Annotated in this window: 21 protein-coding genes; 13 read left to right on the forward strand and 8 right to left on the reverse strand. The window is 39.7% G+C overall.

From position 1 onward, the window contains the following. Positions 1-51: 51 nt before the first annotated feature. Positions 52-963: a 1,4-dihydroxy-2-naphthoate polyprenyltransferase gene (locus Sdiek1_RS04185; RefSeq protein WP_087438035.1), complete on the reverse strand. Its 912-nt coding sequence runs from the start codon at positions 961-963 to the stop codon at positions 52-54. Between the two features lie 118 nt (positions 964-1,081). Between Sdiek1_RS04185 and Sdiek1_RS04190 the strand changes: the two genes are divergently transcribed. Beyond that, positions 1,082-2,218 (forward strand): nicotinate phosphoribosyltransferase, encoded by a 1,137-nt coding sequence (locus Sdiek1_RS04190; RefSeq protein WP_087438036.1) that lies wholly within the window; start codon positions 1,082-1,084, stop codon positions 2,216-2,218. 186 nt (positions 2,219-2,404) lie between these two features. On the opposite strand, the gene Sdiek1_RS04195 is transcribed toward Sdiek1_RS04190, so the two are convergent. Further along, positions 2,405-3,250 (reverse strand): oxidoreductase, encoded by an 846-nt coding sequence (locus Sdiek1_RS04195; RefSeq protein ID WP_087438037.1) that lies wholly within the window; start codon positions 3,248-3,250, stop codon positions 2,405-2,407. 144 nt (positions 3,251-3,394) lie between these two features. Between Sdiek1_RS04195 and Sdiek1_RS04200 the strand changes: the two genes are divergently transcribed. Both Sdiek1_RS04200 and Sdiek1_RS15540 read left to right on the forward strand, forming a co-directional pair. Then, positions 3,395-3,862, forward strand: coding sequence for a TetR/AcrR family transcriptional regulator (locus Sdiek1_RS04200; RefSeq protein WP_087438038.1), 468 nt, complete (start codon positions 3,395-3,397; stop codon positions 3,860-3,862). 202 nt (positions 3,863-4,064) lie between these two features. Next, the gene (locus tag Sdiek1_RS15540) at positions 4,065-4,157 is read left to right on the forward strand and encodes a hypothetical protein (protein WP_369688502.1); all 93 of its coding nucleotides are present in this window, start codon (positions 4,065-4,067) and stop codon (positions 4,155-4,157) included. 191 nt (positions 4,158-4,348) lie between these two features. Here the strand turns inward: Sdiek1_RS15540 and Sdiek1_RS04210 are convergent, their stop codons facing one another. Then, a complete protein-coding gene (locus Sdiek1_RS04210; RefSeq protein ID WP_087438039.1) occupies positions 4,349-5,293 on the reverse strand; it encodes a Dyp-type peroxidase in 945 nt (314 codons plus the stop codon). A gap of 210 nt (positions 5,294-5,503) precedes the next feature. On the opposite strand from Sdiek1_RS04210, the gene Sdiek1_RS04215 reads away from it, so the two are divergent. Then, the gene (locus Sdiek1_RS04215) at positions 5,504-7,402 is read left to right on the forward strand and encodes an oleate hydratase (protein WP_202819584.1); all 1,899 of its coding nucleotides are present in this window, start codon (positions 5,504-5,506) and stop codon (positions 7,400-7,402) included. 79 nt (positions 7,403-7,481) lie between these two features. On the opposite strand, the gene Sdiek1_RS04220 is transcribed toward Sdiek1_RS04215, so the two are convergent. Next, positions 7,482-8,210 (reverse strand): SDR family NAD(P)-dependent oxidoreductase, encoded by a 729-nt coding sequence (locus Sdiek1_RS04220; protein ID WP_087438040.1) that lies wholly within the window; start codon positions 8,208-8,210, stop codon positions 7,482-7,484. A gap of 271 nt (positions 8,211-8,481) precedes the next feature. Between Sdiek1_RS04220 and Sdiek1_RS04225 the strand changes: the two genes are divergently transcribed. After that, a complete protein-coding gene (locus Sdiek1_RS04225) occupies positions 8,482-9,558 on the forward strand; it encodes a methyltransferase (protein WP_087438041.1) in 1,077 nt (358 codons plus the stop codon). A 55-nt stretch (positions 9,559-9,613) separates the two neighbouring features. Here Sdiek1_RS04225 and Sdiek1_RS04230 read toward each other — a convergent pair whose 3' ends face one another. Next, complete coding sequence (locus tag Sdiek1_RS04230; RefSeq protein WP_087438042.1) at positions 9,614-10,414, reverse strand: substrate-binding domain-containing protein; 801 nt, start codon at positions 10,412-10,414, stop codon at positions 9,614-9,616. Between the two features lie 318 nt (positions 10,415-10,732). Between Sdiek1_RS04230 and Sdiek1_RS04235 the strand changes: the two genes are divergently transcribed. Beyond that, positions 10,733-12,115: an OprD family outer membrane porin gene (locus Sdiek1_RS04235; RefSeq protein ID WP_087438043.1), complete on the forward strand. Its 1,383-nt coding sequence runs from the start codon at positions 10,733-10,735 to the stop codon at positions 12,113-12,115. 321 nt (positions 12,116-12,436) lie between these two features. Beyond that, complete coding sequence (locus Sdiek1_RS04240) at positions 12,437-14,689, forward strand: TonB-dependent receptor (RefSeq protein WP_087438044.1); 2,253 nt, start codon at positions 12,437-12,439, stop codon at positions 14,687-14,689. Positions 14,690-14,780: 91 nt separating this feature from the next. Here the strand turns inward: Sdiek1_RS04240 and Sdiek1_RS04245 are convergent, their stop codons facing one another. The 3 genes from Sdiek1_RS04245 to Sdiek1_RS04255 all read right to left on the reverse strand — a co-directional run bounded on the left by Sdiek1_RS04245 (position 14,781) and on the right by Sdiek1_RS04255 (position 16,775). Further along, on the reverse strand, positions 14,781-15,422 hold the full coding sequence (locus tag Sdiek1_RS04245) for an alanine--tRNA ligase-related protein (RefSeq protein WP_087438045.1): 642 nt from the start codon (positions 15,420-15,422) through the stop codon (positions 14,781-14,783). Between the two features lie 389 nt (positions 15,423-15,811). After that, positions 15,812-16,351 carry a hypothetical protein gene (locus Sdiek1_RS04250; protein WP_087438046.1) on the reverse strand — a complete coding sequence of 180 codons (540 nt, stop codon included), beginning with the start codon at positions 16,349-16,351 and terminating at the stop codon, positions 15,812-15,814. 52 nt (positions 16,352-16,403) lie between these two features. Beyond that, positions 16,404-16,775, reverse strand: coding sequence for a hypothetical protein (locus Sdiek1_RS04255; RefSeq protein WP_087438047.1), 372 nt, complete (start codon positions 16,773-16,775; stop codon positions 16,404-16,406). A gap of 81 nt (positions 16,776-16,856) precedes the next feature. On the opposite strand from Sdiek1_RS04255, the gene Sdiek1_RS04260 reads away from it, so the two are divergent. From Sdiek1_RS04260 to Sdiek1_RS04285, 6 genes are all read left to right on the forward strand, one after another. After that, entirely contained in the window at positions 16,857-17,303 is a 447-nt protein-coding gene (locus tag Sdiek1_RS04260) for a transposase family protein (protein WP_087439825.1), read from the forward strand. Next, entirely contained in the window at positions 17,240-17,704 is a 465-nt protein-coding gene (locus tag Sdiek1_RS04265) for a transposase family protein (RefSeq protein WP_087438048.1), read from the forward strand. The genes Sdiek1_RS04260 and Sdiek1_RS04265 overlap by 64 nt, the downstream gene beginning before the upstream one ends. A gap of 230 nt (positions 17,705-17,934) precedes the next feature. Further along, positions 17,935-20,724 (forward strand): nitrate reductase catalytic subunit NapA, encoded by a 2,790-nt coding sequence (napA, locus tag Sdiek1_RS04270; protein WP_087438049.1) that lies wholly within the window; start codon positions 17,935-17,937, stop codon positions 20,722-20,724. Between the two features lie 8 nt (positions 20,725-20,732). After that, positions 20,733-21,548, forward strand: a complete 816-nt coding sequence (gene napG / locus Sdiek1_RS04275; RefSeq protein WP_087438050.1) for a ferredoxin-type protein NapG — start codon at positions 20,733-20,735, stop codon at positions 21,546-21,548. Then, on the forward strand, positions 21,545-22,378 hold the full coding sequence (napH, locus tag Sdiek1_RS04280) for a quinol dehydrogenase ferredoxin subunit NapH (RefSeq protein WP_087438051.1): 834 nt from the start codon (positions 21,545-21,547) through the stop codon (positions 22,376-22,378). The genes napG and napH overlap by 4 nt, the downstream gene beginning before the upstream one ends. Further along, positions 22,375-22,899 carry a nitrate reductase cytochrome c-type subunit gene (locus Sdiek1_RS04285; RefSeq protein WP_087438052.1) on the forward strand — a complete coding sequence of 175 codons (525 nt, stop codon included), beginning with the start codon at positions 22,375-22,377 and terminating at the stop codon, positions 22,897-22,899. Before napH ends, Sdiek1_RS04285 begins: the two co-directional genes overlap by 4 nt. The last annotated feature ends 1 nt before the right edge of the window (position 22,900 follow it).

Consider the following 22,900-nt stretch of genomic DNA (forward strand, 5'->3'; position numbering starts at 1 on the left):
TGCTTTTGAGGGAATTTTAGGGTACTAATTGAAGCTAGTACGGATTCATTCTTAAACCACATGCTCCAAAATAATCCCTACAAACAAAAGCAGTCCAAAGAGGGTTGAGAGTTGTGCGGTTGCTTGCATGGCGGGCATTAGCTCAAGAGCGGTTCTTTTGATTTTAAAGCCAAGGATGGCTCGCAAGGCTTTGGGGAGGCTCAAGAAAACCAGCAGTGCCCAAAACGAGATGACATGTGCCAAAACCAAACCGACCATCCACAGATACGCGGTGGCGATGACGTAGCTAAAGACTTTAACCGCTCGTTCGTATCCTAAAACGATGGGTAAGGTGTGTCGTCCTTTTTCTTGATCGTTGTCTAAGTCTCGAAGGTTGTTTGCCATATTGATCGCACCCACTAAAAAGCCGATGGGCAGTGAGATGAGCACCGCGCGCATCGTGAGGGTGTCCGCTTGAATAAAAAAGGCGATCCAGAGAATAAACAGCCCCATAAAAAGCCCAGAGGCGATTTCTCCAAAAGGCGTATACGCGATAGGTTTAGACCCACCCGAATACAAATACCCAACCGCCATACAGCCAATGCCAGAGAGTCCAACCCACCAACTGCTATGGATGCAGATGTAAAGCCCGATAAACAGAGAAATCAGACATAAGAGTTTGGCTAAATTGGAAATGGTTTTAGGCTCAAAGCCATCGCGCACGATGCTACCGCCAATGCCGATGGAATCTTTCGTATCGAGCCCGCGTTTATAGTCAAAATATTCATTGAAAAGATTGGTAGCGATTTGAATCAGCATGGAGGCTGTGAGCATTGCCCAAAAGAGGTTCCATCGTACCGTGTAGGTGTATTCCAACGTCAAGGCTGTGCCTAAGATGACGGGGACAAACGAAGCGGTTAAAGTGTGTGGTCGAGTCATTCGCCACCATTTCATTCCTGCGCTTTGGTGTGTCTGCTGTGTCATCGTTTAACCTTTTTAGAGGCTCACTCTTTCAAAGAATTCTCAGAGCCTATTCCTATTTTCTAAGCAATAGTATAGCAAAATGAGACTATAAAGGCAGGATGAAAAGATAAGGAGCTGTATGCAAAACAGTAACTGGCCGGACGTCAATGACGTGACCGCATGGACCGATAAATATTTTTCTAATACCAAAGCAATCATTGAACATTTTGGTGACAAGGAAGTTACGTATGCTTTCTTTTTACGTCGACCAGTGCTTTGCGCAACACGTTTAGCCACGCAATGGGTTCAAACGCAAGCAAAAAATAGCGGCATGAGCGTTACTATCGAAGTGATGCACGAGGAGGGCGAGTGGGTAGGCGCGGGTGAGCCTTTGTTTTATCTCAGCGGTTCTTTTGCTTTTTTAACAGAACTGGAAACGCTCATTTTACAAAAGTTAGGCTCAGCGTGCGTCGCCGCTTACAATGCCTATGAGATGTGTCAAATACTTCCACACGTTGCATTTTTAGCAATGGACGCACGTCACTGCGCAGGAACGGAAATGGCTGAAATGATGGCGTATGGTGCATCGGTTGGCTCAAACGTAGCACAGCGGAAACTGGGAGCTGTAGGATTCATCGGCAACGCAACCGATGCAACAGCTCACTTCTTTGGTCGTGAAAAAGGGTTGGGTACGGTTCCGCACGCCCTCATCGGATACGCTAGCTCAACGCTTAAAGCGGCTCAAATGTTCCACGAATGTTTTCCACAAGAAAATATTCCTATTTTGTCCGATTATTTCGGTCGAGAAGTGACCGATACATTAGAAGTCTGTAACGCTTTTGCTGATTTAGCGCACGATGGAAAGGTTGCCGTTCGGCTCGATACCCACGGCGGACGCTTTTTAGAGGGACTTGATACGCAAAAAAGTTACCACGTACTCGAACGCCACGCACCTGACGCGGTACGTGACTACCGCACGGAAGCGGAACTGCATGACTTGATCGGTACGGGTGTTTCGGCTGCTGCGATCTGGAGTATGCGCGAAACTTTGGACAACGCAGGCTTTTCCAAAGTACGCATTATCGCCTCTTCGGGTTTTACATCGCAAAAGTGCCGTTCGATGGCGTGGGCAAAAGCGCCCATCGACATCATCGGTACGGGCTCCTTTCTTCCCGATCGCTGGAGTGAAACCAATGCGACTGCTGACATCATCGCTTATGGTGGAGTGCCAAGGGTTAAAGTTGGACGGGAATTTTTGCTGAAAAAAGAGTATTAACTGATTCTTATGCCATACAATTAGGATAAAAAGGAAACGTTATAGCACCTTTTTATCCTTTACATATAAAAAATCAAAAAGTTAAAAGTTTGGTTCCTTTAACTGCTTTAACTGTTGTCAATTTACACAATCCATAGAAAACTTCTAATCAAGAAGTTTTTTAATAGGGAAGATATAGTTATTTTGCTAATTTCCCTTTTCTACGAAATTTGTGGATCTAGATAGCTCTTCCCATTTTGATATTTCATTTTTCATTGAATTTAGCTTATCATTTACAAATAATAGAGCATCATCTCCTAAATATAATCGTGTTGGCGGATTTTGTGTTTGTATTATTTTCATTACGGCTTGTGCAGCTTTATCTGGATCACCTGGTTGAAAACCACTTTTTTTTTCTCTAGCCTCTCTTATTGGATTCATAATTTCGTCGTAGTCATTAATCACTCTATTAGAGCGTTTCATAGATCTTCCTGCCCAATCCGTTCTAAATTGTCCTGGAGCTAGAGTGGTAACATGAATGTTAAAGTCTTTAACTTCTTTTCCTAAAGACTCAGAAATACCTTCTAAAGCAAATTTACTTCCACAATAATAACTTATGCCAGGCATAGTTATAAAACCACCCATTGAGGTAACATTAATAATATGACCATTTCTATTTTTTCTCATTGACGGAAGAACGGCTTTTATCATAGCAACTACCCCAAAAACATTTGTATTGAACTGGTCAATTAACTCTTGTAAAGGTGATTCTTCCAATATACCTTCATGACCATATCCTGCATTATTAATCAGTACATCAATACTCCCATGAGTATTTAAAATATTTTCTACAACCTTTGGTATTTCATCAAAATTATTGATATCCAATAATACTGGATAGGCTAACTGAGTATTTAAATTTGAAAAGTCTTGTGCAGATTTTTGATTACGCACTGTACCTATTACCTTATGTCCCTCTTCAATTGCTTTTTTGGCAAAAGCATTTCCTAGTCCAGAACTTACTCCTGTGATTAAGATAGTTTTTTTTTTCAGCCATTTTAATAATCTCCTTTTATTTTATATCGTGACTTAAGTTTATATCATGATATGAAATGATACAATAACGGCAGACAAAATGTCAATAGAATGGTTAAATTATATAAATTGGAGAAAAGATGTTAGAAAAAAGAACTTTCATTGAGAGAAAAAAATAAATTGATTATTAAAGAAAAGATTCTTAATGCAGCAGAAATACTTTTACGTGAAAATGAAAATATAGATTTTTCAATGCGAGAATTAGCGAAAAAAGCTGAAGTGAGTTTTGCTACGCCATTTAATTATTTTGGGGATAAAAATTCTATTTTACAAGAACTATCTTCTAGATTGATAAATGAAATGAAAAATTGTTTTGACAAAAAAGATAAACACAATGATAGTATAAGTAATTTGATGACAATGGGAGAAATTGCGGTAGAAGTTCTTTTGAAAAACCCAATACTTAATAAATTTATTATAGGTTCTTTAAATATTCCAAGAAAAGAATCACTAAATATAAAAGAAGATTCTGAACACTTATGGAAAGCTGCATTAGAAAATACAGATGAGCTTAAAGGAGGGGACAGATTAAAAAAAAGAACTAAGTTCACAAATAGCGTTATGCTTTAGAGGAAATATAACATTTTGGTGTACAGGAGATATAAAAGATGAAGAACTAAAAGATTCTTTTTTAAAAGGGATTTCCTTTTTATATTACGGTATAACCCATTAAAGGTCTTGAAGATATTACAACCATTGTTTTAATCCATTCTTTTGAAAATACTCTATTGCCAATCAAAAACAAATAATATCTTTAGTAGGACTTGACCCCATTGAGCGAACTTCAGGTTCGTCTGTAAGAGGGAAAATACGCATCTCTAAAGCTAGAAATAGACTTTATCGGCACTGGTTCGTTTTTACCTGAAAAAAGGAGCGAAATTAACGCCACCACTGACATCATCGCTTATGGTGGAAGGGGCAAAGTAGGACGGGAGTTTTTATTCAAAAAGAGTCGCTAAAGTATTCTGATTAAGCGGAGAAAAAGGAAAGGGTGACTTTCTCTTTTTCTCTTTACATGTAAACAGTTCGCCCAGAACCATTTTTTAGATGATTAGGTTACGCTTCGCCCAAGGCTTCAAGCATATCAAACGTTGGGATAAAAAACAGCGTTCCTGTCACGGCGGTACTAAAATCGAGCAATCGATCGTAATTGCCTTCTTCTGTACCGATAAACATCGCTTCAAGCATTTTGCGTGTGGTACTAAAAGTACTTGCATAGCCTATAAAATAAGTCCCAAACTCATGTTTACTGACATTGGCAAAGGGCATATTGGCGCGAATGATTTTGAGTTCATTGCCTTCTTCATCCTCAATGTTCGTCACAACGTTGTGCGCATTGCTTGGTTTTTCGTCATCGCTGAGCTCAACATCGTTAAATTTTCGTCTGCCAATCACTTTTTCTTGCTCTTCAGTTGAGAGGCCATTCCATTGGTTCATGTCGTGCAGGTATTTTTGTACAAACGCATAACTTCCCCCATTAAATGCCTCTTCATCATGGATGATCGCTGCTTCATAAGCCTCTTGATCTTCAGGATTTTCCGTTCCATCCACAAAGCCTATCATGGCTCTGCCCTCAAAATAGCGAAACCCATGCACTTCATCGATGGATTCAACGACACCTTGCAATTTTTGACTAATGATAGAGGCAATTTCAAAACATGGAGCCATCTTTTTGGCGCGAAGATGAAAAAAGAGATCGCCTTTCGTGGAAACAGCAGTATGCTTATCGCCTTTGATCTCCTGAAATGTTGATAACTCTTTGGGTTTTTCCTCTTCTCCAAAAAGGGTGTCCCAAGCATCTGAGCCAAAACCCATAACACCGCTGATCTCAAGCTCAGGATATCGGCCTTTCATACTTCGTACAATCGCACTAAAGCTTCCACAGACCTCTTTGACTTTGTCCTCAGTGTTTGGCGTGTCGAGTAATCCATAAACGATAAAAAGCGCATTTTCCCCTGGTTTATCTGTAACGGCTTGATGATGGGTAGTTTGAAAATCCATAGTAGTTCCTTCAATTATTTTAGTTTAGGTATTTTACAAAAATAAGAATTAAGGCTTATCTATCATACTTTGTAAACAGTAACATACCTCTCATGTTACATTTATCTGCTTAATCACCATATCGTGACTTCGCCGTTGCATAATGGAGCATACAGGAGCAAACTATGCATAACCAAAAAAAGTACACTAGACACATCAAAATTTGACAAAGTGCTTGATACCTCAAAGCAGTATACTCACGTCAACCATGAGCCTGATTCGAGCAAAGAGATACAGCAAAACACTCCCCAAAAAACGATGCCCTTTTCGGATCAAATTGGAAATTATCAACGAAACAAAGGCATTCCTGCATACTCTTACGCTGAGTCCAAAGTCTATATCGTTGGCAGTGGCATCGCAGGATTGAGTGCTGCTTTTTATTTGATACGCGATGGGCGCGTTCCTGCTCAAAACATTACATTTTTAGAAAAGCTCTCGGTTGAGGGTGGCTCTATGGATGGGGCGGGTGACGCCAAAGAGGGTTATATCATTCGCGGTGGACGCGAAATGGATATGACCTATGAAAATCTTTGGGATCTGTTCCAAGATGTTCCCGCAGTTGAATTACCAAAGCCTTACAGCGTGCTCGATGAATACAGACTCCTCAATGACAACGACTCGAACTACTCCAAAGCGCGCTTCATTCATAATAAAGGGCACATCACCGATTTTAGTAAGTTTGGATTGTCTAAAAAAGACCAATTAGCGATTATTAAACTGTTATTGAAGAAAAAAGAGGACTTGGATGATGTAACAGTGCAAGATTATTTTTCAGAATCTTTTTTAGCCAGTGATTTTTGGACATTGTGGCGTACGATGTTTGCGTTTGAGAATTGGCATAGCGTATTAGAGTGTAAACTCTACATGCACCGTTTTTTACATGTACTCGATGGCATGAAAGATTTATCGGCACTAGTTTTCCCCAAATACAACCAATACGACACCTTTATAGCTCCTTTGCGAAAATTTTTACAGGAAAAAGGGGTGCAGTTTCAGTTTGATACGTTGGTAGAAGATTTAGAAATCACGATGGCAAACAATGAAAAAATAGTAGAGAATATCGTGACGATTCACAATGAAACAAGCGCTAAAATCGCCGTTGGCAGAGATGATTATGTCATCGTAACGACGGGCTCTATGACCGAAGATACATTTTATGGAGACAATCATACCGCTCCCATCATAAGCATCGACAACACAACGAGTGGGCAAAGTTCGGGTTGGAAATTGTGGAGAAATTTAGCGAAAAAATCGGAAGTTTTTGGCAAACCAGAGAAATTTTGCAGCACCATAGAGCAATCCTCTTGGGAGTCAGCGACGCTTACATGTAAACCCTCAGCCTTTGTGGAAAAATTAAAAAAACTTTCTGTGAATGACCCCTATTCAGGCAAAACGGTGACGGGAGGCATCATTACCATCACCGATTCTAAGTGGTTGATGAGCTTTACGTGCAACAGACAGCCTCATTTTATCGATCAACCGGATGACATTTTGGTGATTTGGCTTTATGCGTTGTTTATGGACAAAGAGGGAAATTGTGTCAAAAAACCGATGCCAGAGTGTAGCGGTGATGAGATACTGACGGAGCTATGTTATCACTTAGGTATCATGGATGAATTGGAGAATGTGTTGAAAAACACCATCGTTCGTATCGCGTTTATGCCCTATATTACCTCCATGTTTATGCCACGAGCCAAAGGAGATCGCCCTCGAATTGTCCCAAAAGGGTGCAAAAATCTAGGCTTAATCGGTCAATTTGTCGAGACAAACAATGACATCGTCTTTACGATGGAATCGTCCGTAAGAACGGCAAGAATTGCGGTTTATACGCTTCTTGATCTCAACAAACAAGTTCCCGACATCAATCCGCTTCAGTACGACATACGCCAACTGCTCAAAGCCATCAAAGCCCTCAATGATGACCAACCTTTTATCGGAGAAGGCATTTTGCGTAAACTACTGAAAGATACCTATTATGAGCATATCCTTCCACCTGATAGCGAAGAGAGTGACCATGAGTCCACTTTTATGGAGCATATTGAGAAGATTAAAGAGTGGATTTTGAGATAAGTTAATGGAGTGTGGGCTACTTTTAGCTTTACATGTAAAGAAAGTTAAACGTCAAGCCCTGATTCCTATTCTTTGGATTTTACGCTTTTAGTAAGTAATTAGCTTCATAATCCATAGCCACGCCATATTCGTTCAATACCTTGCCTTGATGATACTTTCCATCAGTTAAAAGGTCAACAATGACCTTGCCACCTTGAGGAAGAGTTTTCATGAATGATCCGGTCATATTTCCGTTCAAGTCAGTCGTAATCCCACCCGGCATCACGCCAAATATTTCAACTGAGATTTTATTTTTTGTATAGTACGCACCAAAAGCTGCAATCATTGAGTTTAATGGCGCTTTACTGGTCATATAAGCGAAAGGTGAAAAGAAATCATTGGCAACTGTTGGGATACTTAAATTCAAGATACGCCCATTATTCGCCGCTAATATGGGTGTAAAGGCTTTAATCATTTCAAAATTTCCAAAGAAATTCACATCAAAAACTTCCCGCAATTCATCGGTAGTAAAATCTAAAGCATCCTTATGCATGTCGCCAGGAATACCGGCATTGTTAATCAAAACATTTAAGTCAGCATGATTGTCTTTAATATATTTTGCAGCAGTATGAATAGTTGACACATCATTCAAATCTACTTTGATCCATTCCGCATTGACGCCACTAGCTTTAAGTTCCTCCACGGCTGCTAAGCCACGTTTTTCACTACGTGCTCCCAATAAGATTGACCAACCTTGTTGACCTAATTGACGGGCAGTTTCAAAACCTATCCCTTTATTCGCACCGGAAATGAATACTTTATTTATCATAATATCTCTCCTTTGTTTTCACAATTCTGACTACTTTATGTAATCTTTCAAAGACAATTGGACTATTTTCTAGCATCTTTTATATTGGATAATAGCATATTTCAAATTCTATATTATTAATTTATAATTTTAAAATTTTGAATCATATTTACATGTAAAGAAGATATCCAACGTCAAACCTTTTAATCCTCAATTTTCCTCTTTAGTGAAAACCCAATCCATACCAAAGCCTTTATACACTAAACTGCACCACACTATAAAGGCATCATTCATGAAACACGATTTTTCATCTCTCCAACCCGATAGACCGCCAATTATTACCTCAGAAATCGAACTGATACGTTTTTATCATGACACGAATGTAAAGGCGGCAGTAGAGCAGATGATAGCAGGGACGTATGTTTTGGTCGAAGAGTTGTATAGCGATGGCTTGGGGATTTTGGCGGAACTTAAACGAACGCTTTTGGTTTACTATACCGACACAAAATTTCAAGGACAACGCGATTATCGTAGTGCGTTTAGGGAAGTATCGCATCGTTTATTAGTAGAAGTCAAAGGTCATAAACTGCTTGTGAAAAAAGCTCCCAAGATTGGTTGGTTAGAGGTGTTATACCCTGAAATTTCAGAATTTTATATCTCTTTTCCTGAAATTCAGGGCATGAATAGTGCGTGGCAGTGGTATCAAAAAGGCATTGAAGTGAAAACGCTAGGCATCACCCTTCACCCGTTTTATGGCACATACTTTCCCACACGGTTTGAGCATTTAACCCTCTTTGATCGGTGGCTTAAAAAATACGTTGGCTCCAAAGAAAAAGCGATAGAAATTGGGGTAGGAAGTGGCATTTTGTCATTTCAACTTATTCAAAATGGTTTTGAAACTATTTTTGCCACCGACACCAATAAAAATGCGATTATCGGCGTTGCGCAAGAATGTAAAAGACTAGGCTATGACGAAAAGATCACTCTCAATCATGGCGATTTATTTGAAAACTGTGATGTGAAGGCGGATGTAATTGTGTTTAATCCTCCGTGGTTACTAGCCAAACATACCTTGGAAGAGGGGCTTGATAAAGCGATTTATTATGAAAAAGAACTCTTTCCACGCTTTTTTGAACAAGCGCAAAAGCACCTTACATGTAATGGAAAAATAGTGCTCCTTTTCTCCAATCTAGCGCAAGTCATTGACGAGCAAAGCGCTCATCCTATCATCGAAGAGTTGCGTACTAACGAGCGTTTTAGAAAAGAGTTACACCTCAGACATGATGTAAGTGCATCCTCGAAAAAAACAAAACGAACCGATGCCAGAGAGCATGAAAAAGTTGAGCTGTGGGTTTTAGCGCAGCAGTAAGAGGTATAACAAAAGCCCGACGTATTCGCCGCGCTTTTACTTCGAGTGCTAACGGCTATTTAGCTTTTTCTGTTGCAACTGCAGCAGGGATAAGACCTTGCTCAGTTAAACGAGGGTAGTTTTCTTTACTGGTGAGGAACTTGACTAGTTCTTGGGCTGCTACGGGTTCTTTGCTACCTTTGGCAACACCGATGGAGAAGATAGTTACTTTCTGATACGGTGCTGGGATCGGACCAACGAGATCCACACTGCCTTTTTCACCCGTAAAAGGTACGATTTCACTCACTTGTTGGAAACCGATCTCCAAATCACCTCGTCCAATCCACGTAGCGACACGATCCCCTACGATGAGCTTGGCTTTGTTCATGACACTCTCGCCAAAATTTGGAAATACTTTTTCCGCAAGATGTGTACCACTAGCACTAGCAGAATAACCAATTGATTTGGCATCCATTAAAACTTTGTCAAATGCGGCTTTGGTGCTGATATCTGGTTTTGGTTGGCCTTTGCGAACCATCATGCCGATGGAAGAGTGAACGAGATCAACACGGCTGCCTTTGACTGCAAAACCATCGTCGATCATTTTGTCTAATTGATTGCTAGCCAGTATAATCAGATCGAAAGTTTCGCCGCGCCTTAGGCGATTAGGAATGGAAGTTGTAGAAGCGCCCATAGACGAACCAGATTGTAGATTAATCTTGTGACCAGTTTTTTCTTCAAATGCGGGTTTGAGTTCTTCCATCGTGGCATAAAAAGCTCCTGAACTAATAACGTCAATGGTCGCAGCATGTACGCCTAATGTCAGTACAAGGTTTAACAATACAACCGATGTAATTTTAGAAAATAACTTCAACATAGCCTTCTCCTTAAGGTAAATATATTACATTAAATATTTAATTTAAAATTAATAATGCAATCAAAATAGTAATACACTTTTATGCGTAAGTCAAAGTCTATTTTATATATGTTCTCATAGTTATTTTGTTATAGCAGGGCTTTTTCACCTTTTAAACCATTGGAAAAATAGGCACTTATTTAATTTATAATTAATTTTATAAGTTAATGCTATTTCTATGCTATACATTTAATGTAATATTTTGACAGATTTCTTACATAATTTTGCATAATCCCATTGCGATAGGTAATGAAGTCTAATCTGCATTCAGGAGGCAATATGAAATTAGCAAAACTTAGCTTGGTAGCTATAGTAGTTGCGGGTCTTGCATCTAGCTCTTTTGCGGCATCAGATACACTTGCTGACGCATTCAAAAACGGTAAAGTAACGGGTGAATTAAGAGCTTGGTACTTTGATAGGGATACAGGTACTTCTAACCCAACTACGGCTACAACAGGAACAATTGGTAAAGGTAACGCTGACCTTTTTTCAACAGGTGTTATGTTGAGTTATGTAACAGATTCATTGCATGGTTTATCTCTTGGTACAACATTCCAGTCAAGCTATGCTCCATTTGCTGACAACGATGCAAAAAATCTTTATGCATCAGATATGTATGGTTCAGGGGCAGTGCTTTCAGAGGCGTATGTAACGTATACTCTTGGAAAAACAACGGCAAAAGTGGGTCGTCAATTTATTACAAGCCCCCTTGTGAGTAGTTCTGGTTCACGTATGATTAAAGAAGCCTTCCAAGCAGCGGTTCTTATCAACACGGACCTTCCAAATACAACATTAATAGCAGGATATTCTGACAAATTCCAAGGTAGAACATCCGATTATGATAAAAGTGTGGTAGGTGGTGATTCAGGGATGCCTAACTTTAAAAAAGAGGCTGTATTCTACGGAACGGGCACAGCTAATGGTGGATCAAACGTTTTTGGATTTGATGGAGCGTACACAGCTGCTGCGATTAACACATCTATCACAAACTTGACATTAATTGGTCAATACTTATTTGTCAATGATGTTGAATTAACCAATGGTGGTGATGCCAATGTTTTCTATGCAGAGGGTAACTATGTAGTACCTCTAAGCACTATGAAATTACTCTTTGATGCGACATATCGTGGTTCTAGAACATCAAATGAGACATTTGATAGTTTCCATGTTGAAGGTGATATGTACCAAGGACGTGTTGGCTTTAAAGAGCTAGCAGGCTTTAATGGATCTTTGGCCTATAGTACCGTATCAAGTGGGCAAAGTGTTCTCCTAGGTGCAGGAAATGGACCAACAACGTATACCGCTCCATTGATCAAAGGTGCCGAAGTCACTTCAGGTGCTAATACAGATGCTTATAAAGTTGAAGTTGGTTATGATTTTACAAAAGTGGGTGTTACAGGTCTTAAAGTCTTAGGACAATATGTAAAAATCAATCAAGACGCTTCATCTGTCGCTGTAGGCGATATATTGAATAAGGCCTCTAGTGATACAAAAACAAAATACTGGGAAGGACAAATTGCTTATGACATCCCTTCACTTAAAGGGTTAACGTTATCTCTTGAGTATGAAAATGCTACAAAAGATGTTGCAGCATTGGGTGCGACAGCTGCTAGTTCAACAGACTTTAATGAAATGAGATTTAGAGCTAATTACAAATTCTAATTGAAACTCCGTCTCTTTTGAGGCGGAGTTTTCCCCTCAATTGCTCTAAATAGGGAGATATTCCTTTTATATGTGCATGAATGTTCTCTAAATTATTTAAATTTTAAGTTATAATCATTATAATGTATTAATTATATAAATTTTTATACAATGAATACATTATGCAAATTTTTTTCATTCTACATTGTTAAGGTACAAATATTTTTTTAAAGCCTCTGCTTGATGTTATGATTTATTGATACTAAAGAATTCATAAAATATTTTAATCAGATATATCGTTATATATAAAAAAAATACTACAACTTAAAAAGAGGGGCAGGGATGAATGTAACTGGGAAAAGAGCATTAGTGTTTAGTCTTATTGCACTGTGCAATCTGTATGGGCAAGATTCTTATCAATTAGAAGAGGTCGTTGCAACGGGAAAAACAGGGAGTGCCACAGCTTTTGAAACGGGTGGCAAAGAAAATATCAATTCACAAGGATACAATAAAGACGCCATCGATCTTTACAGTGGACCCATTGGTATTTCAGCGCTGAAAGTTGTTGGTATGTCGCCTTCAGTAGATTATCAACCTGCCGAAGTTTTTGGCTCAAATGAAACATCGTTTCACGATCCGCTACGTATTCGCGGTAAAAGTCAGTCAGGGCCTGGCGGCGTTTACATGTTAGAGTCACTCCCCATTAGTGGCAATCCAGGGGGAGGAAAAACCATATTTGATCTGGAAAATATCTCATGGATCGACCTTTACAAAGGGTATATGCCTGCTGAAAAAAGTCTTGGCTTCTCCAACCTCATTGGAAAAGTCGATATGATGGTCGATCGACCCAAAAAAGAGATGGAAACAACGGTGTCTCAAACTGTCGGTTCAGATCATGCATTACGAACCTTTTTGCGTTTTGATACGGGGCAAATGGGTGATGTTTCAGCGTTTGGATCGGTTTCTAAAACCAGTGGCGATAAATGGAAAGGCGAAGGTGATCTGGATCGAACCAACGTTATGTTAGGCATGACCTACAGACCGAATGATAACTTTAAAAGTGAGCTATTTTTTGCGCACAGCGAAGACGATCATAATAACTATTATGGGCTTTCATACGCAGAAGCTAAAGATTTGGACACGAATTATAAAAAAGACTGGAATACAGCGTATCCTACAACAAAAAATGCTAACTATTACGATTGGAATAAGCAATCTTTTACCGATGACGTCGTAACGGCAAATCTAGAGTACCGTTTTGCGAATGACTCTGTTTTAAGTTTTAAACCGTACTATTCAAAGGACAGAGGTGAATATTGGTTCACCAATATGCCCGCAACTCCAGCCACATCGCCTGTGACCCAATGGCTCGTTGATCATGATAGGTATGGCGCGGTATTGGCCTATGAGATACCAATCATCGAAGAGATGGCGATGAAAATTGGCTATTGGTATGGAGAGCAAGATCTTCCAGGACCACCAACAAGTCGAAGAATGTATACGGTCAGTAACACAGGACAATTAAAATACAATGGTTGGAATACGTTAGCAGAAGAGTCAACGCACACGTTTAGCTCACCGTTTGTACAATTCAGCGGTGACATTAAAGATTTTAGCTACGCTTTTGGCATACGATACCTTGACTTTAAACTTGCAGGAATTAACAGCCACACAGCAGGTGCGAATAGTGCTGCTGTAAGTTCAGATTACGATACAGCACTTAGCCAAGTTGCGCTTGATCCATGGTCCAGTGTTGCTTCTAAAACCTTTACTGAATGGTTACCAAGTGCCTATTTAGGCTATAAGATAACCTCCAATACGGAAGTCTATTTTGATTACGGTAGAAGTTACGGTTATGATGTCAATCTTTTCCCAACGTACATTTCCAATCGAGCGACGTATGTGAGCAAAGGGGTCTCTCTTCAGAAATTATGGGATAAGCAAAACCTAGAGATTTCCGATAACTACGATATTGGTCTAAAGTATAGCATTGGAAGCATTGTTTTGTCTCCAAATCTCTTTTATACCAAAGTATCGGGTAAACAAGCCACCATTTATGATACCCAATACGGTATAAATTATCCGACCAATAACCTTGACGCTGAAAGTTACGGTGCTGAGTTTGCCATTAGTGGTGCAGCTACGGAGTCTATAGATTTTCTTGCCAGCGCTTTTTACAATCGCTACTATTACACAGAGGACTTTCAGACCAGTGCACTAGCGACAACATCGACAAAAAACAATCAAGTGCCTGATGCCCCAAGGCAAGGGCTTAAAGGTTCTATGACGTATAAAATGGGTAGCTGGAAATTCACGCCAATCGTTCGCTATACGGCTAGCAGGTACGGTAATGTGGAACATACGCAAGAGATTCCTTCGTTTACAACGGTGGATTTTAATGTCGATTATAAATTGCCTAAAATACAAGGCATAAAAGAGGGTGATGTACAATTAAGCTTTGTTAATCTTTTGGATAAACACTATATTGCTTCGATTGTAACACCGGATAATGCACTTGCCGCCGATACAACGCAACCAACGTATTTGTCAGGCATGCCATTTGGTGTCTATTTGACGCTTGGTATGAAATTTTAAGTCAGCATTTTTTCAGAAGTTTTGCCCATACACACAGCATGGGCAAAGCCTAAATTTATAAATACGAATAAGCTGTTTTTTGGGTATTTAGTTATTTATCTAAATAAATTTCAATGCGCTCTTTACCTTTGCCTATATTTTTTCGTTTTAAGGAAAGTTTACCAATTTCACCTGTGCGTTTTAAATGTGTGCCACCGCAAGGAACTTGTGCGAAACCATCGATTTCCCAGTAACGTCTTTGGTTTACAAGATCGCTGTAATCACTTTTGATGGGTAGGTTTTTCTCGATCAATTCCGTTGCTTTACGAAGCAAGAGGGGAAATAAGGTACTAATATTTTCATGCCAAAAAAAATCAATGCGTGCTTTATCTTGGGCGATGTGCGCGCCGATTTTTTCCACAGAACCTAGTTCTTGATAGAGGAGTTCCAAGATTAATTCTGCGGCAAAATGGTGTTGCATCAAGCTATAACGCCTCTGCCAGTCGATCTTGACTGTGACGTTTTGATCCACATGAAGTGTGTGACCGCTTGCTAGGGTGTAGCGTATATTGGTGCCTTCTTTCGTCGCATCTAAGACTTCAACGCCTCCAATAGTTCCAAAATCACTCTCTTGACCGCCTGAAAAGGCATAAAAAATGGTTTGATCTAAGTAAATACAATCACCCTCAACCGCTTCAATTTTTGCTTGAATTTCGCTCGCATAAGGGTCATTCCAAAAAAGCTTATCTAACATAACGTTCTCCATAGTTTAATACATGAATATTATATAAAAAATCGAAAGGAAGAGGTGATTTTTATTTTTACATGTAAAGAAGATACCGTATTAAAAGCTAAATATTTAATGCCTAAATAAATGGAGACAGATAAATGATGGTAGGCTACTTTAATACAATTAAGCACTAAATCTTTTACATGTAAATAAAAAGTAGCCTGTCCCTATTTTCTACACTCAGTTTTTTGAAAAATGCAGAATTGCTTTTACATGTAAAAACAAAGTGGCTTGTTTCCTAAATTCGTCATATTGAATTCTCAATAAATTTTTTAAATAAAATGCTACCAATAATACTTGTTGTTATGCCCATAATTATTGATATGATAAAATAAAACCAATTCCTTTGTCTTTTAGTTTTTAGTTTTAGTTTTTCTACTTATCGCTAATGATGATAATAATACAAAACTTTTTGGCCTATTGTTAGCATTACTACCTATAAAGCCTCCTAAAATTATTGATATTATAAAAGAAGCAAATAAAACTGCTGAAAATATATATGATAACTGAGTTTCTGTACCACCTATAACAAAATCTAGTAAATTATTTATTTTGTATGTAAGAAATTCTATAGGTTCAATAATTTCCTTTGCCTTGACATTTATATTTTCTAAGTACATATTTCGATATATGGAATATGTATTCCAAGCTCCAAATAGCATACTTGCAAAAAATAATAATCCTGATAAGAATCCAATAAATGAACTATTTTTGTATAAAAATTGCTCAAGTTTACTTGGCATTTTTGTTAATGATTTAACATGCCCTGTTAATAAAGATTCAATATCGATTCCCCATGTCCTCTCTGTATGATTAATTCTACAAAATATTCCCGTTTGTTTGAAGTATCTTAATTGTCTAAATAATATTGAGTCTTCATCTTCTAAAACCAATTCAGTATCTGCATCAAATATTAAATTTATTTCTTGTTTTTCTGAAACAGATTTATTTTTTAAATTTTATTAAATATGTCCATGATAAGGCTACGCCTATTGATTCTAACGGCCTGACTTCAGTATAATGCTCAAAATCTGCAATACTATTTAATAATACGGATGTGTCATCGTTATACAATATTTTTACTGTAAATTGAACTAGTTGAGCATCATTCTGTTGTTGAATTCTTTGTTCAATTAAATAAAAAGTATTAATAATATCATCCTTTGAAACTTCAAAAGTTCCTCTAAAGGCTTTTTCAATTGTTTGCGGTTTTCCAAGTAATCCAGAAATAAATGCTCCGAAATCATTTGGATTACATGGTAGAGTTACTGCAAAATTTTCTTGGCCATCTTTTTTAAATAAATCAATATCTGGCATATATATTCCTTTATATATTAAACTATATTAGACATCTTGCAAAACTCAAATAAAAGGCACTAAAAATGCTTGGCAAAAGAGATGAAAAAATATGAACAAATGCAAAAGCATAAACCCAAAGATTTTAAGCGCCATATTGGCGTTAATGAAGAGACATTTAACGCAATGATAGAGGTGTTTAGGCAATACGATGAGAATCGTAAAAAAGGATTAGGTGTGGGAGGGAGGAGATCTCTTTCGCCAGAAAATAAAGTACTTTTGATGCTTGGCTATTATCGTGAGTATCGCACCCTTGAACATATTGGATTTGATTATGGTGTGAGTGAATCGACAGCTTCGAGGATTGTGTGTGAAGTAGAAGATATTTTGATTAAATCTGGTAGATTTTCATTGCCAAGTAAGAGAGAACTTTATAAAAGTAATGTTGAACTTTCCTTTGTTGTCATTGATGCGACAGAAGTTCCATGCCAAAGACCCAAAAAAAGCAAAGAGAGTACTACTCAGGCAAGAAAAAGAGTCATACTCTAAAAGGACAGATTGTGATTGATAAAGAGGAGAGGATTATTTGTGTGCATACCGCTAAAGGTACTACACATGATTTTAGACTGTTTCAAGAATCTAATCTTCCCTTGATGCCCTGTACCTGTGCTTATGTTGATTTAGGATATCTGGGTATTGCAAAAGAGCATAGCCATTGTCAGATTCCATATAAAGCCTCAAAACTTCATCCTTTGAGTGATGAGCAAAAAAAGAAAAACAGACAAAAAGCACGTGCTAGAATATGCGTTGAACATGTGAATGCTAAAATCAAAACATTTCAGATACTTACTCAAAAATACCGAAATAGAAGAAAACGATTCAATCTACGCTTTAATTTGATATGTGGATTAATCAACTTTGACCGTGGTTTTGCTGTGGAATACAAATGAGTTTTGCAAGATGTCTATTATTTAATAACCATTATATACTGCTGTGCTTGCGTTTAGTTAAATAAAAGGTGAGAATGGTTGCTTTCTTCTGCTTTGCCCCCTTTTTTTACATGTAAACCCCAAATCCCCACAAAATTAAATTTACAAAACTAAAGTATTGACTTAAGTCATAGATTGGATTTTTGCTTAGTGATAGAATGACCTCGTAACTCAAAATAGGAGGTTTCAATATGTCGCTTTCAAGAAGAGACTTTTTAAAAACATCTGCCGCTGTGAGCGCTGCTGCTGCGGTGGGCATTAGCGTGCCTTCCGAGCTCAAGGCTGCAGGGGAACACGCCGAAAAAGATTGGCGCTGGGACAAATCTGTGTGTCGATTCTGTGGTACCGGTTGTGGTATTATGGTGGCGACCAAAGAGGGTAAAATTGTCGCGGTCAAAGGTGATCCAGCGGCTCCCGTCAACCGTGGACTTAACTGTATCAAGGGCTATTTTAATGCCAAAATCATGTATGGCGCCGATCGTCTTAAAGAACCACTTTTACGCATGAACGACAAAGGCGAATTTGACAAACACGGTCAATTCAAACCTGTCTCATGGAAACGTGCGTTTGACGAGATGGAAAAACACATGAAAGCCGCGATGAAAGCGGGCGGTCCAGAAGCCATTGGTGTGTTTGGTTCAGGTCAATACACGATTCATGAAGGTTATGTCGCCGCAAAATTGATGAAAGCGGGCTTTCGCTCCAATGCCATCGATCCTAATGCGCGTCACTGTATGGCTTCAGCCGTTGTTGGCTTTATGCAAACCTTTGGTATCGATGAGCCGGCAGGCTGTTACGATGACATTGAACTGACCGATACCATTGTTACTTGGGGTGCCAACATGGCGGAGATGCATCCGATTTTGTGGTCAAGGGTGAGTGATCGAAAACTGACCTCTCCCGATAAAGTCAAAGTGGTGAACCTCTCTACATATACGCACCGTTGTTCTGACCTTGCGGACACGGAGATTATCTTCTCTCCAAGTACCGATCTTGCGATTTGGAACTACATTGCACGTGAGATTGTTTACAATCATCCAGAAGCGATTGATTGGGATTTTGTGAAGAAAAATACCATTTTTGCAACCGGTTTTTCGAATATCGGTTATGGTATGAGAACGGAAGCTGAGGCTAAAAAATTAGGCTACTCCGATAAAGAACTTGAGATTATTAAAAAAGAAGAAGCGAAAGTTATTTCTGAGAAAGAAGCTCCAGGTCTTGCACACTTAGGTGTTAAAGCGGGCGATACTATGAAAATGGATAAAGCAGATGCTGCGATGCTTCACTGGGAAATTAGCTTTGAAGATTTTAAAAAAGGTTTAGAGCCTTATACCCTTGATTATGTTGCAAAAATTGCTAAAGGCAATCCTGATGAGACCATCGAGAGCTTTAAAGCAAAACTGCAAACACTTGTAAGCCTTTACATTGAAAAAGAGCGTAAAGTTGTCAGCTTCTGGACAATGGGCTTTAACCAACATCAACGAGGTACATGGGTAAATGAACAAGCGTATATGGTTCACTTTCTCCTTGGCAAACAAGCCAAACCCGGTTCTGGAGCATTTTCTTTGACAGGACAACCGAGTGCGTGTGGAACAGCGCGTGAAGTCGGTACCTTTACACACCGTTTACCTGCCGATATGGACGTTTCGATTCCTGCACACAGAGCCGTGAGTGAGAAAATATGGAAATTACCAGAGGGCACACTCAATCCAATGGGTTACCAACATATTATGAATATTCACAGACAAATTGAGAGTGGCAAGATCAAATTTGCATGGGTCAATGTCTGTAATCCATACCAAGACACAGCGAACGCTGAACACTGGATCAAAGCGGCTCGTAAAGCTGACAACTTTATCGTCTGTTCTGACGCGTATCCAGGAATTTCTGCCAAAGTGTCTGATCTGATCTTACCTTCTGCGATGATTTATGAGAAATGGGGCGGATACGGTAACGCTGAGCGAAGAACACAACAATGGAAACAACAAGTTCTCCCCGTTGGCGAAGCGATGAGTGATACATGGCAATGGGTTGAGCTTTCAAAACGCTTTACGATTGCAGATGTTTGGGGTGAACAACCAATCAAGGGTGGCAAATTACCAAATGTTATCGAAGCGGCAAAAGCGATGGGCTATAAAGAGACCGATACTTTGTATGATGTTTTGTTTGCTAATGAATTTTTCAAATCTTTCAAAGCACAAGACCCTATTGGTGAAGGCTTTGATAACACCGAAGTCAACGGCGATAAACGTGGTGTCATGGGCAGTGACGGTAAAGAGTGGAAAGGGTATGGCTTCTTCTTGCAAAAAGCGATTTGGGAAGAGTACCGCAAGTTTGGGGCTGGTCATGGACATGACTTGGCTGACTTTGACACCTACCACAAAGTAAGAGGACTGAAATGGCCTGTTGTCGATGGTAAAGAGACACAATGGAGATTTAACGCTAAGTATGATCCGTATGCTGCAAAAGAAAACAATGGTGAGTTCGCATTTTATGGAACATTTGCAAAAGCGATCAAAAAAGGTAACTTACTCAAACCAACCACCGAAGAGACATACCCGCTTAAAAATAAAGCGAAAATTTTCTTTAGACCGTATATGGATCCATGCGAAATGCCAGATGCGCAGTATGATACATGGTTGTGTACAGGGCGTGTGCTAGAGCACTGGCATAGTGGTACGATGACGATGAGGGTTCCTGAGCTTTACCGTGCTGTTCCTGAGGCACTTTGTTATATGCACCCAGAAGATGCGAAAGTGAAAGGCTTTATCCAAGGCGAATTGATTTGGATAGAGAGTCGCCGTGGATCATGTAAAGCACGTGTGGAAACCAGGGGACGTAATCGAACACCGCGTGGGCTTGTATTTGTTCCTTGGTTTGATGAGAAAGTTTTCATCAACAAAGTATGTCTTGATGCAACATGTCCTCTTTCTAAACAGACGGACTATAAAAAGTGTGCGGTCAAACTTTATAAAGCATAAGTAATAAAATGGAAACAACAGATAAAATCGCAATCTCAGACCGCCGTAAATTCCTCGCTTTGATGGCTCAAAGTGGTGGATTCATGGCGTTGGGTGGCATGGTTTGGACAGGGTATTTGGAAGAGGCAAAAAGCGCTCCGTTGGTTTTACGACCACCTGCTGCAGTCTTGGAAAAGGACTTTATGCGCTTGTGCATCAAGTGTGGGCAGTGTGTTGTCGCATGTCCTTACCATACGCTTAGCCTTGCCAAACCGGGTGACACAAAGCCGTTGGGAACACCGTTTTTTATTCCTCGTGAAGTACCGTGTCACATGTGTACGGATATACCGTGTGTACCTGTCTGTCCCACGGGAGCATTGGATGAGAAGAGTGTTTCTAAAATCACTGAAGGTGTCTTTGAACTGGACATCACCAAAGCGCGCATGGGACTTGCCGTCGTTGATGTCCAGTCCTGCATCGCATTTTGGGGAATTCAGTGCGACGCGTGTTACCGAGCATGTCCTATTATGGACAGTGCGATTAAGTTAGAGTATAGACGCAATGAGCGAACGGGCAAACATGCCTATTTGACACCGATAGTCAACAGTCTTACCTGTACGGGATGTGGTTTGTGCGAGAGAGCCTGTGTCACTGAAAAAGCAGCAATCCATGTGTTGCCTTTGGAAATCGCCACAGGAAATATCGGCTCACACTATATTAAAGGCTGGGAGCAGGGGGATGAGCAACGCTTAGAAAAAGCGAGTGGTGATGTTACAACGCATACCAAACGTAGCGAGAAGTCTGCGACAGACTACTTGAATTCGAATGAGGAGATGTTCAAATGAGAGAATGGATCAGAAGCCACCGTTTTATGATGGCACGACGCTTCACTCAACTGAGCATTCTTGGTTTGTTTGTGGCTGCCAATGGTTATGGGTTTAGGCTACTCAATGGTGATTTAAGCGCCTCTTTGGTGATGAAAAAACTTCCTTTAGCCGATCCTTTTGCCTTATTGCAGATATTAGCGACGGGTGCGATTGTAGGCATAGATGTACTTACGGGTGCAGCTTTGATCCTACTGTTTTACATGGTTGTCGGTGGGCGCGCATTTTGTTCATGGGTTTGTCCTCTCAATATGGTAACCGATGCTGCAAATGGAACACGAAGAGTCCTTCTTTTGGATAAAACCGTTGAAAAGAAGGTGTGGATGAGTCGTAATGTAAGGTATTGGGTTTTGGCTCTTAGCCTTATATTATCGTTTCTGACAGGCGTGGCTGCATTTGAAATGGTCAGTCCTATTGGGATTTTAAATCGGGGTATCATCTTTGGGATGGGCATGAGCGCGGCTCCTATACTTTGCATTTATCTGTTTGATCTTTTTGCCGTAAAAAATGGCTGGTGCGGACACATTTGCCCTTTGGGCGGGTTTTACTCTCTTGTTGGGCGTTTAAGTCTGGTACGTATTAAACACGACCACACGAAGTGTACCTTGTGCATGAAGTGTAAAGAGATTTGTCCTGAGAAGCAGGTTCTTGGCATTATCTCCAAAAGGAGCGGTGCCATAACTTCAGGAGAGTGTACTAATTGTGGACGATGTGTTGAAGTGTGTGAGAGTGATGCACTCTCTTTTGGTGTGCGGAATTACATTAACACAAATGTAGGAGAAAAAGAATGACTAGTATAAAAACGTTGATAATGGGTTCTTTGATAAGTATTATTGTGGCAAGCGGATGTGCGGTGTCGCAATCATACAATGAAGAGGATTTAGGGCTTAGAAAGGTGGATCTCTACAGCGAAAAAACCGTTGTGGGTGAGCCAACATCATACTCAACAGTGTCTGCTGGTGAGTCAAAAACGATTCAAAGGTCGTTTGAAAATGCACCTCCGTTGATTCCACATGATGTGGAAGGAATGCTCGATATGACGAAAGAGAACAATGCGTGTACGGGTTGCCACATGCCTGAAGTTGCTGAGGCAGTGAAAGCGACTCCGATTCCGAAGTCTCACTTTTTCGATATGAGAACGCAAAAAGTGCTTACAGAGATGAGTTCTGCACGCTATAACTGTTCAGCATGTCATGTGCCTCAATCTGCCAACGAGCCTTTGGTTCAAAATAATTTTAAACCAGACTATCGTAAAGAGAGTGAGAAAAGTCGTTCAAACCTCATTGATAACCTTAATGAAGGTGTGAAGTAGC

The organism is Sulfurospirillum diekertiae (assembly GCF_002162315.1).
In the GTDB taxonomy this organism is placed as follows: domain Bacteria; phylum Campylobacterota; class Campylobacteria; order Campylobacterales; family Sulfurospirillaceae; genus Sulfurospirillum.

Coding starts and splice junctions, on each gene's coding strand:
- Sdiek1_RS04265 (WP_087438048.1), top strand. CDS start 17,240: ATGCCAAAGACCCAAAAAAAGCAAAGAGAGTACTACTCAGGCAAGAAA.
- Sdiek1_RS04185 (WP_087438035.1), bottom strand. CDS start 963: ATGACACAGCAGACACACCAAAGCGCAGGAATGAAATGGTGGCGAATG.
- napG (WP_087438050.1), top strand. CDS start 20,733: ATGGAAACAACAGATAAAATCGCAATCTCAGACCGCCGTAAATTCCTC.
- napA (WP_087438049.1), top strand. CDS start 17,935: ATGTCGCTTTCAAGAAGAGACTTTTTAAAAACATCTGCCGCTGTGAGC.
- Sdiek1_RS04245 (WP_087438045.1), bottom strand. CDS start 15,422: ATGTTAGATAAGCTTTTTTGGAATGACCCTTATGCGAGCGAAATTCAA.
- Sdiek1_RS04225 (WP_087438041.1), top strand. CDS start 8,482: ATGAAACACGATTTTTCATCTCTCCAACCCGATAGACCGCCAATTATT.
- Sdiek1_RS04230 (WP_087438042.1), bottom strand. CDS start 10,414: ATGTTGAAGTTATTTTCTAAAATTACATCGGTTGTATTGTTAAACCTT.
- Sdiek1_RS04235 (WP_087438043.1), top strand. CDS start 10,733: ATGAAATTAGCAAAACTTAGCTTGGTAGCTATAGTAGTTGCGGGTCTT.
- Sdiek1_RS04220 (WP_087438040.1), bottom strand. CDS start 8,210: ATGATAAATAAAGTATTCATTTCCGGTGCGAATAAAGGGATAGGTTTT.
- Sdiek1_RS04285 (WP_087438052.1), top strand. CDS start 22,375: ATGACTAGTATAAAAACGTTGATAATGGGTTCTTTGATAAGTATTATT.
- Sdiek1_RS04210 (WP_087438039.1), bottom strand. CDS start 5,293: ATGGATTTTCAAACTACCCATCATCAAGCCGTTACAGATAAACCAGGG.
- Sdiek1_RS04255 (WP_087438047.1), bottom strand. CDS start 16,775: ATGCCAGATATTGATTTATTTAAAAAAGATGGCCAAGAAAATTTTGCA.
- Sdiek1_RS04260 (WP_087439825.1), top strand. CDS start 16,857: ATGAAAAAATATGAACAAATGCAAAAGCATAAACCCAAAGATTTTAAG.
- Sdiek1_RS04240 (WP_087438044.1), top strand. CDS start 12,437: ATGAATGTAACTGGGAAAAGAGCATTAGTGTTTAGTCTTATTGCACTG.
- napH (WP_087438051.1), top strand. CDS start 21,545: ATGAGAGAATGGATCAGAAGCCACCGTTTTATGATGGCACGACGCTTC.
- Sdiek1_RS04190 (WP_087438036.1), top strand. CDS start 1,082: ATGCAAAACAGTAACTGGCCGGACGTCAATGACGTGACCGCATGGACC.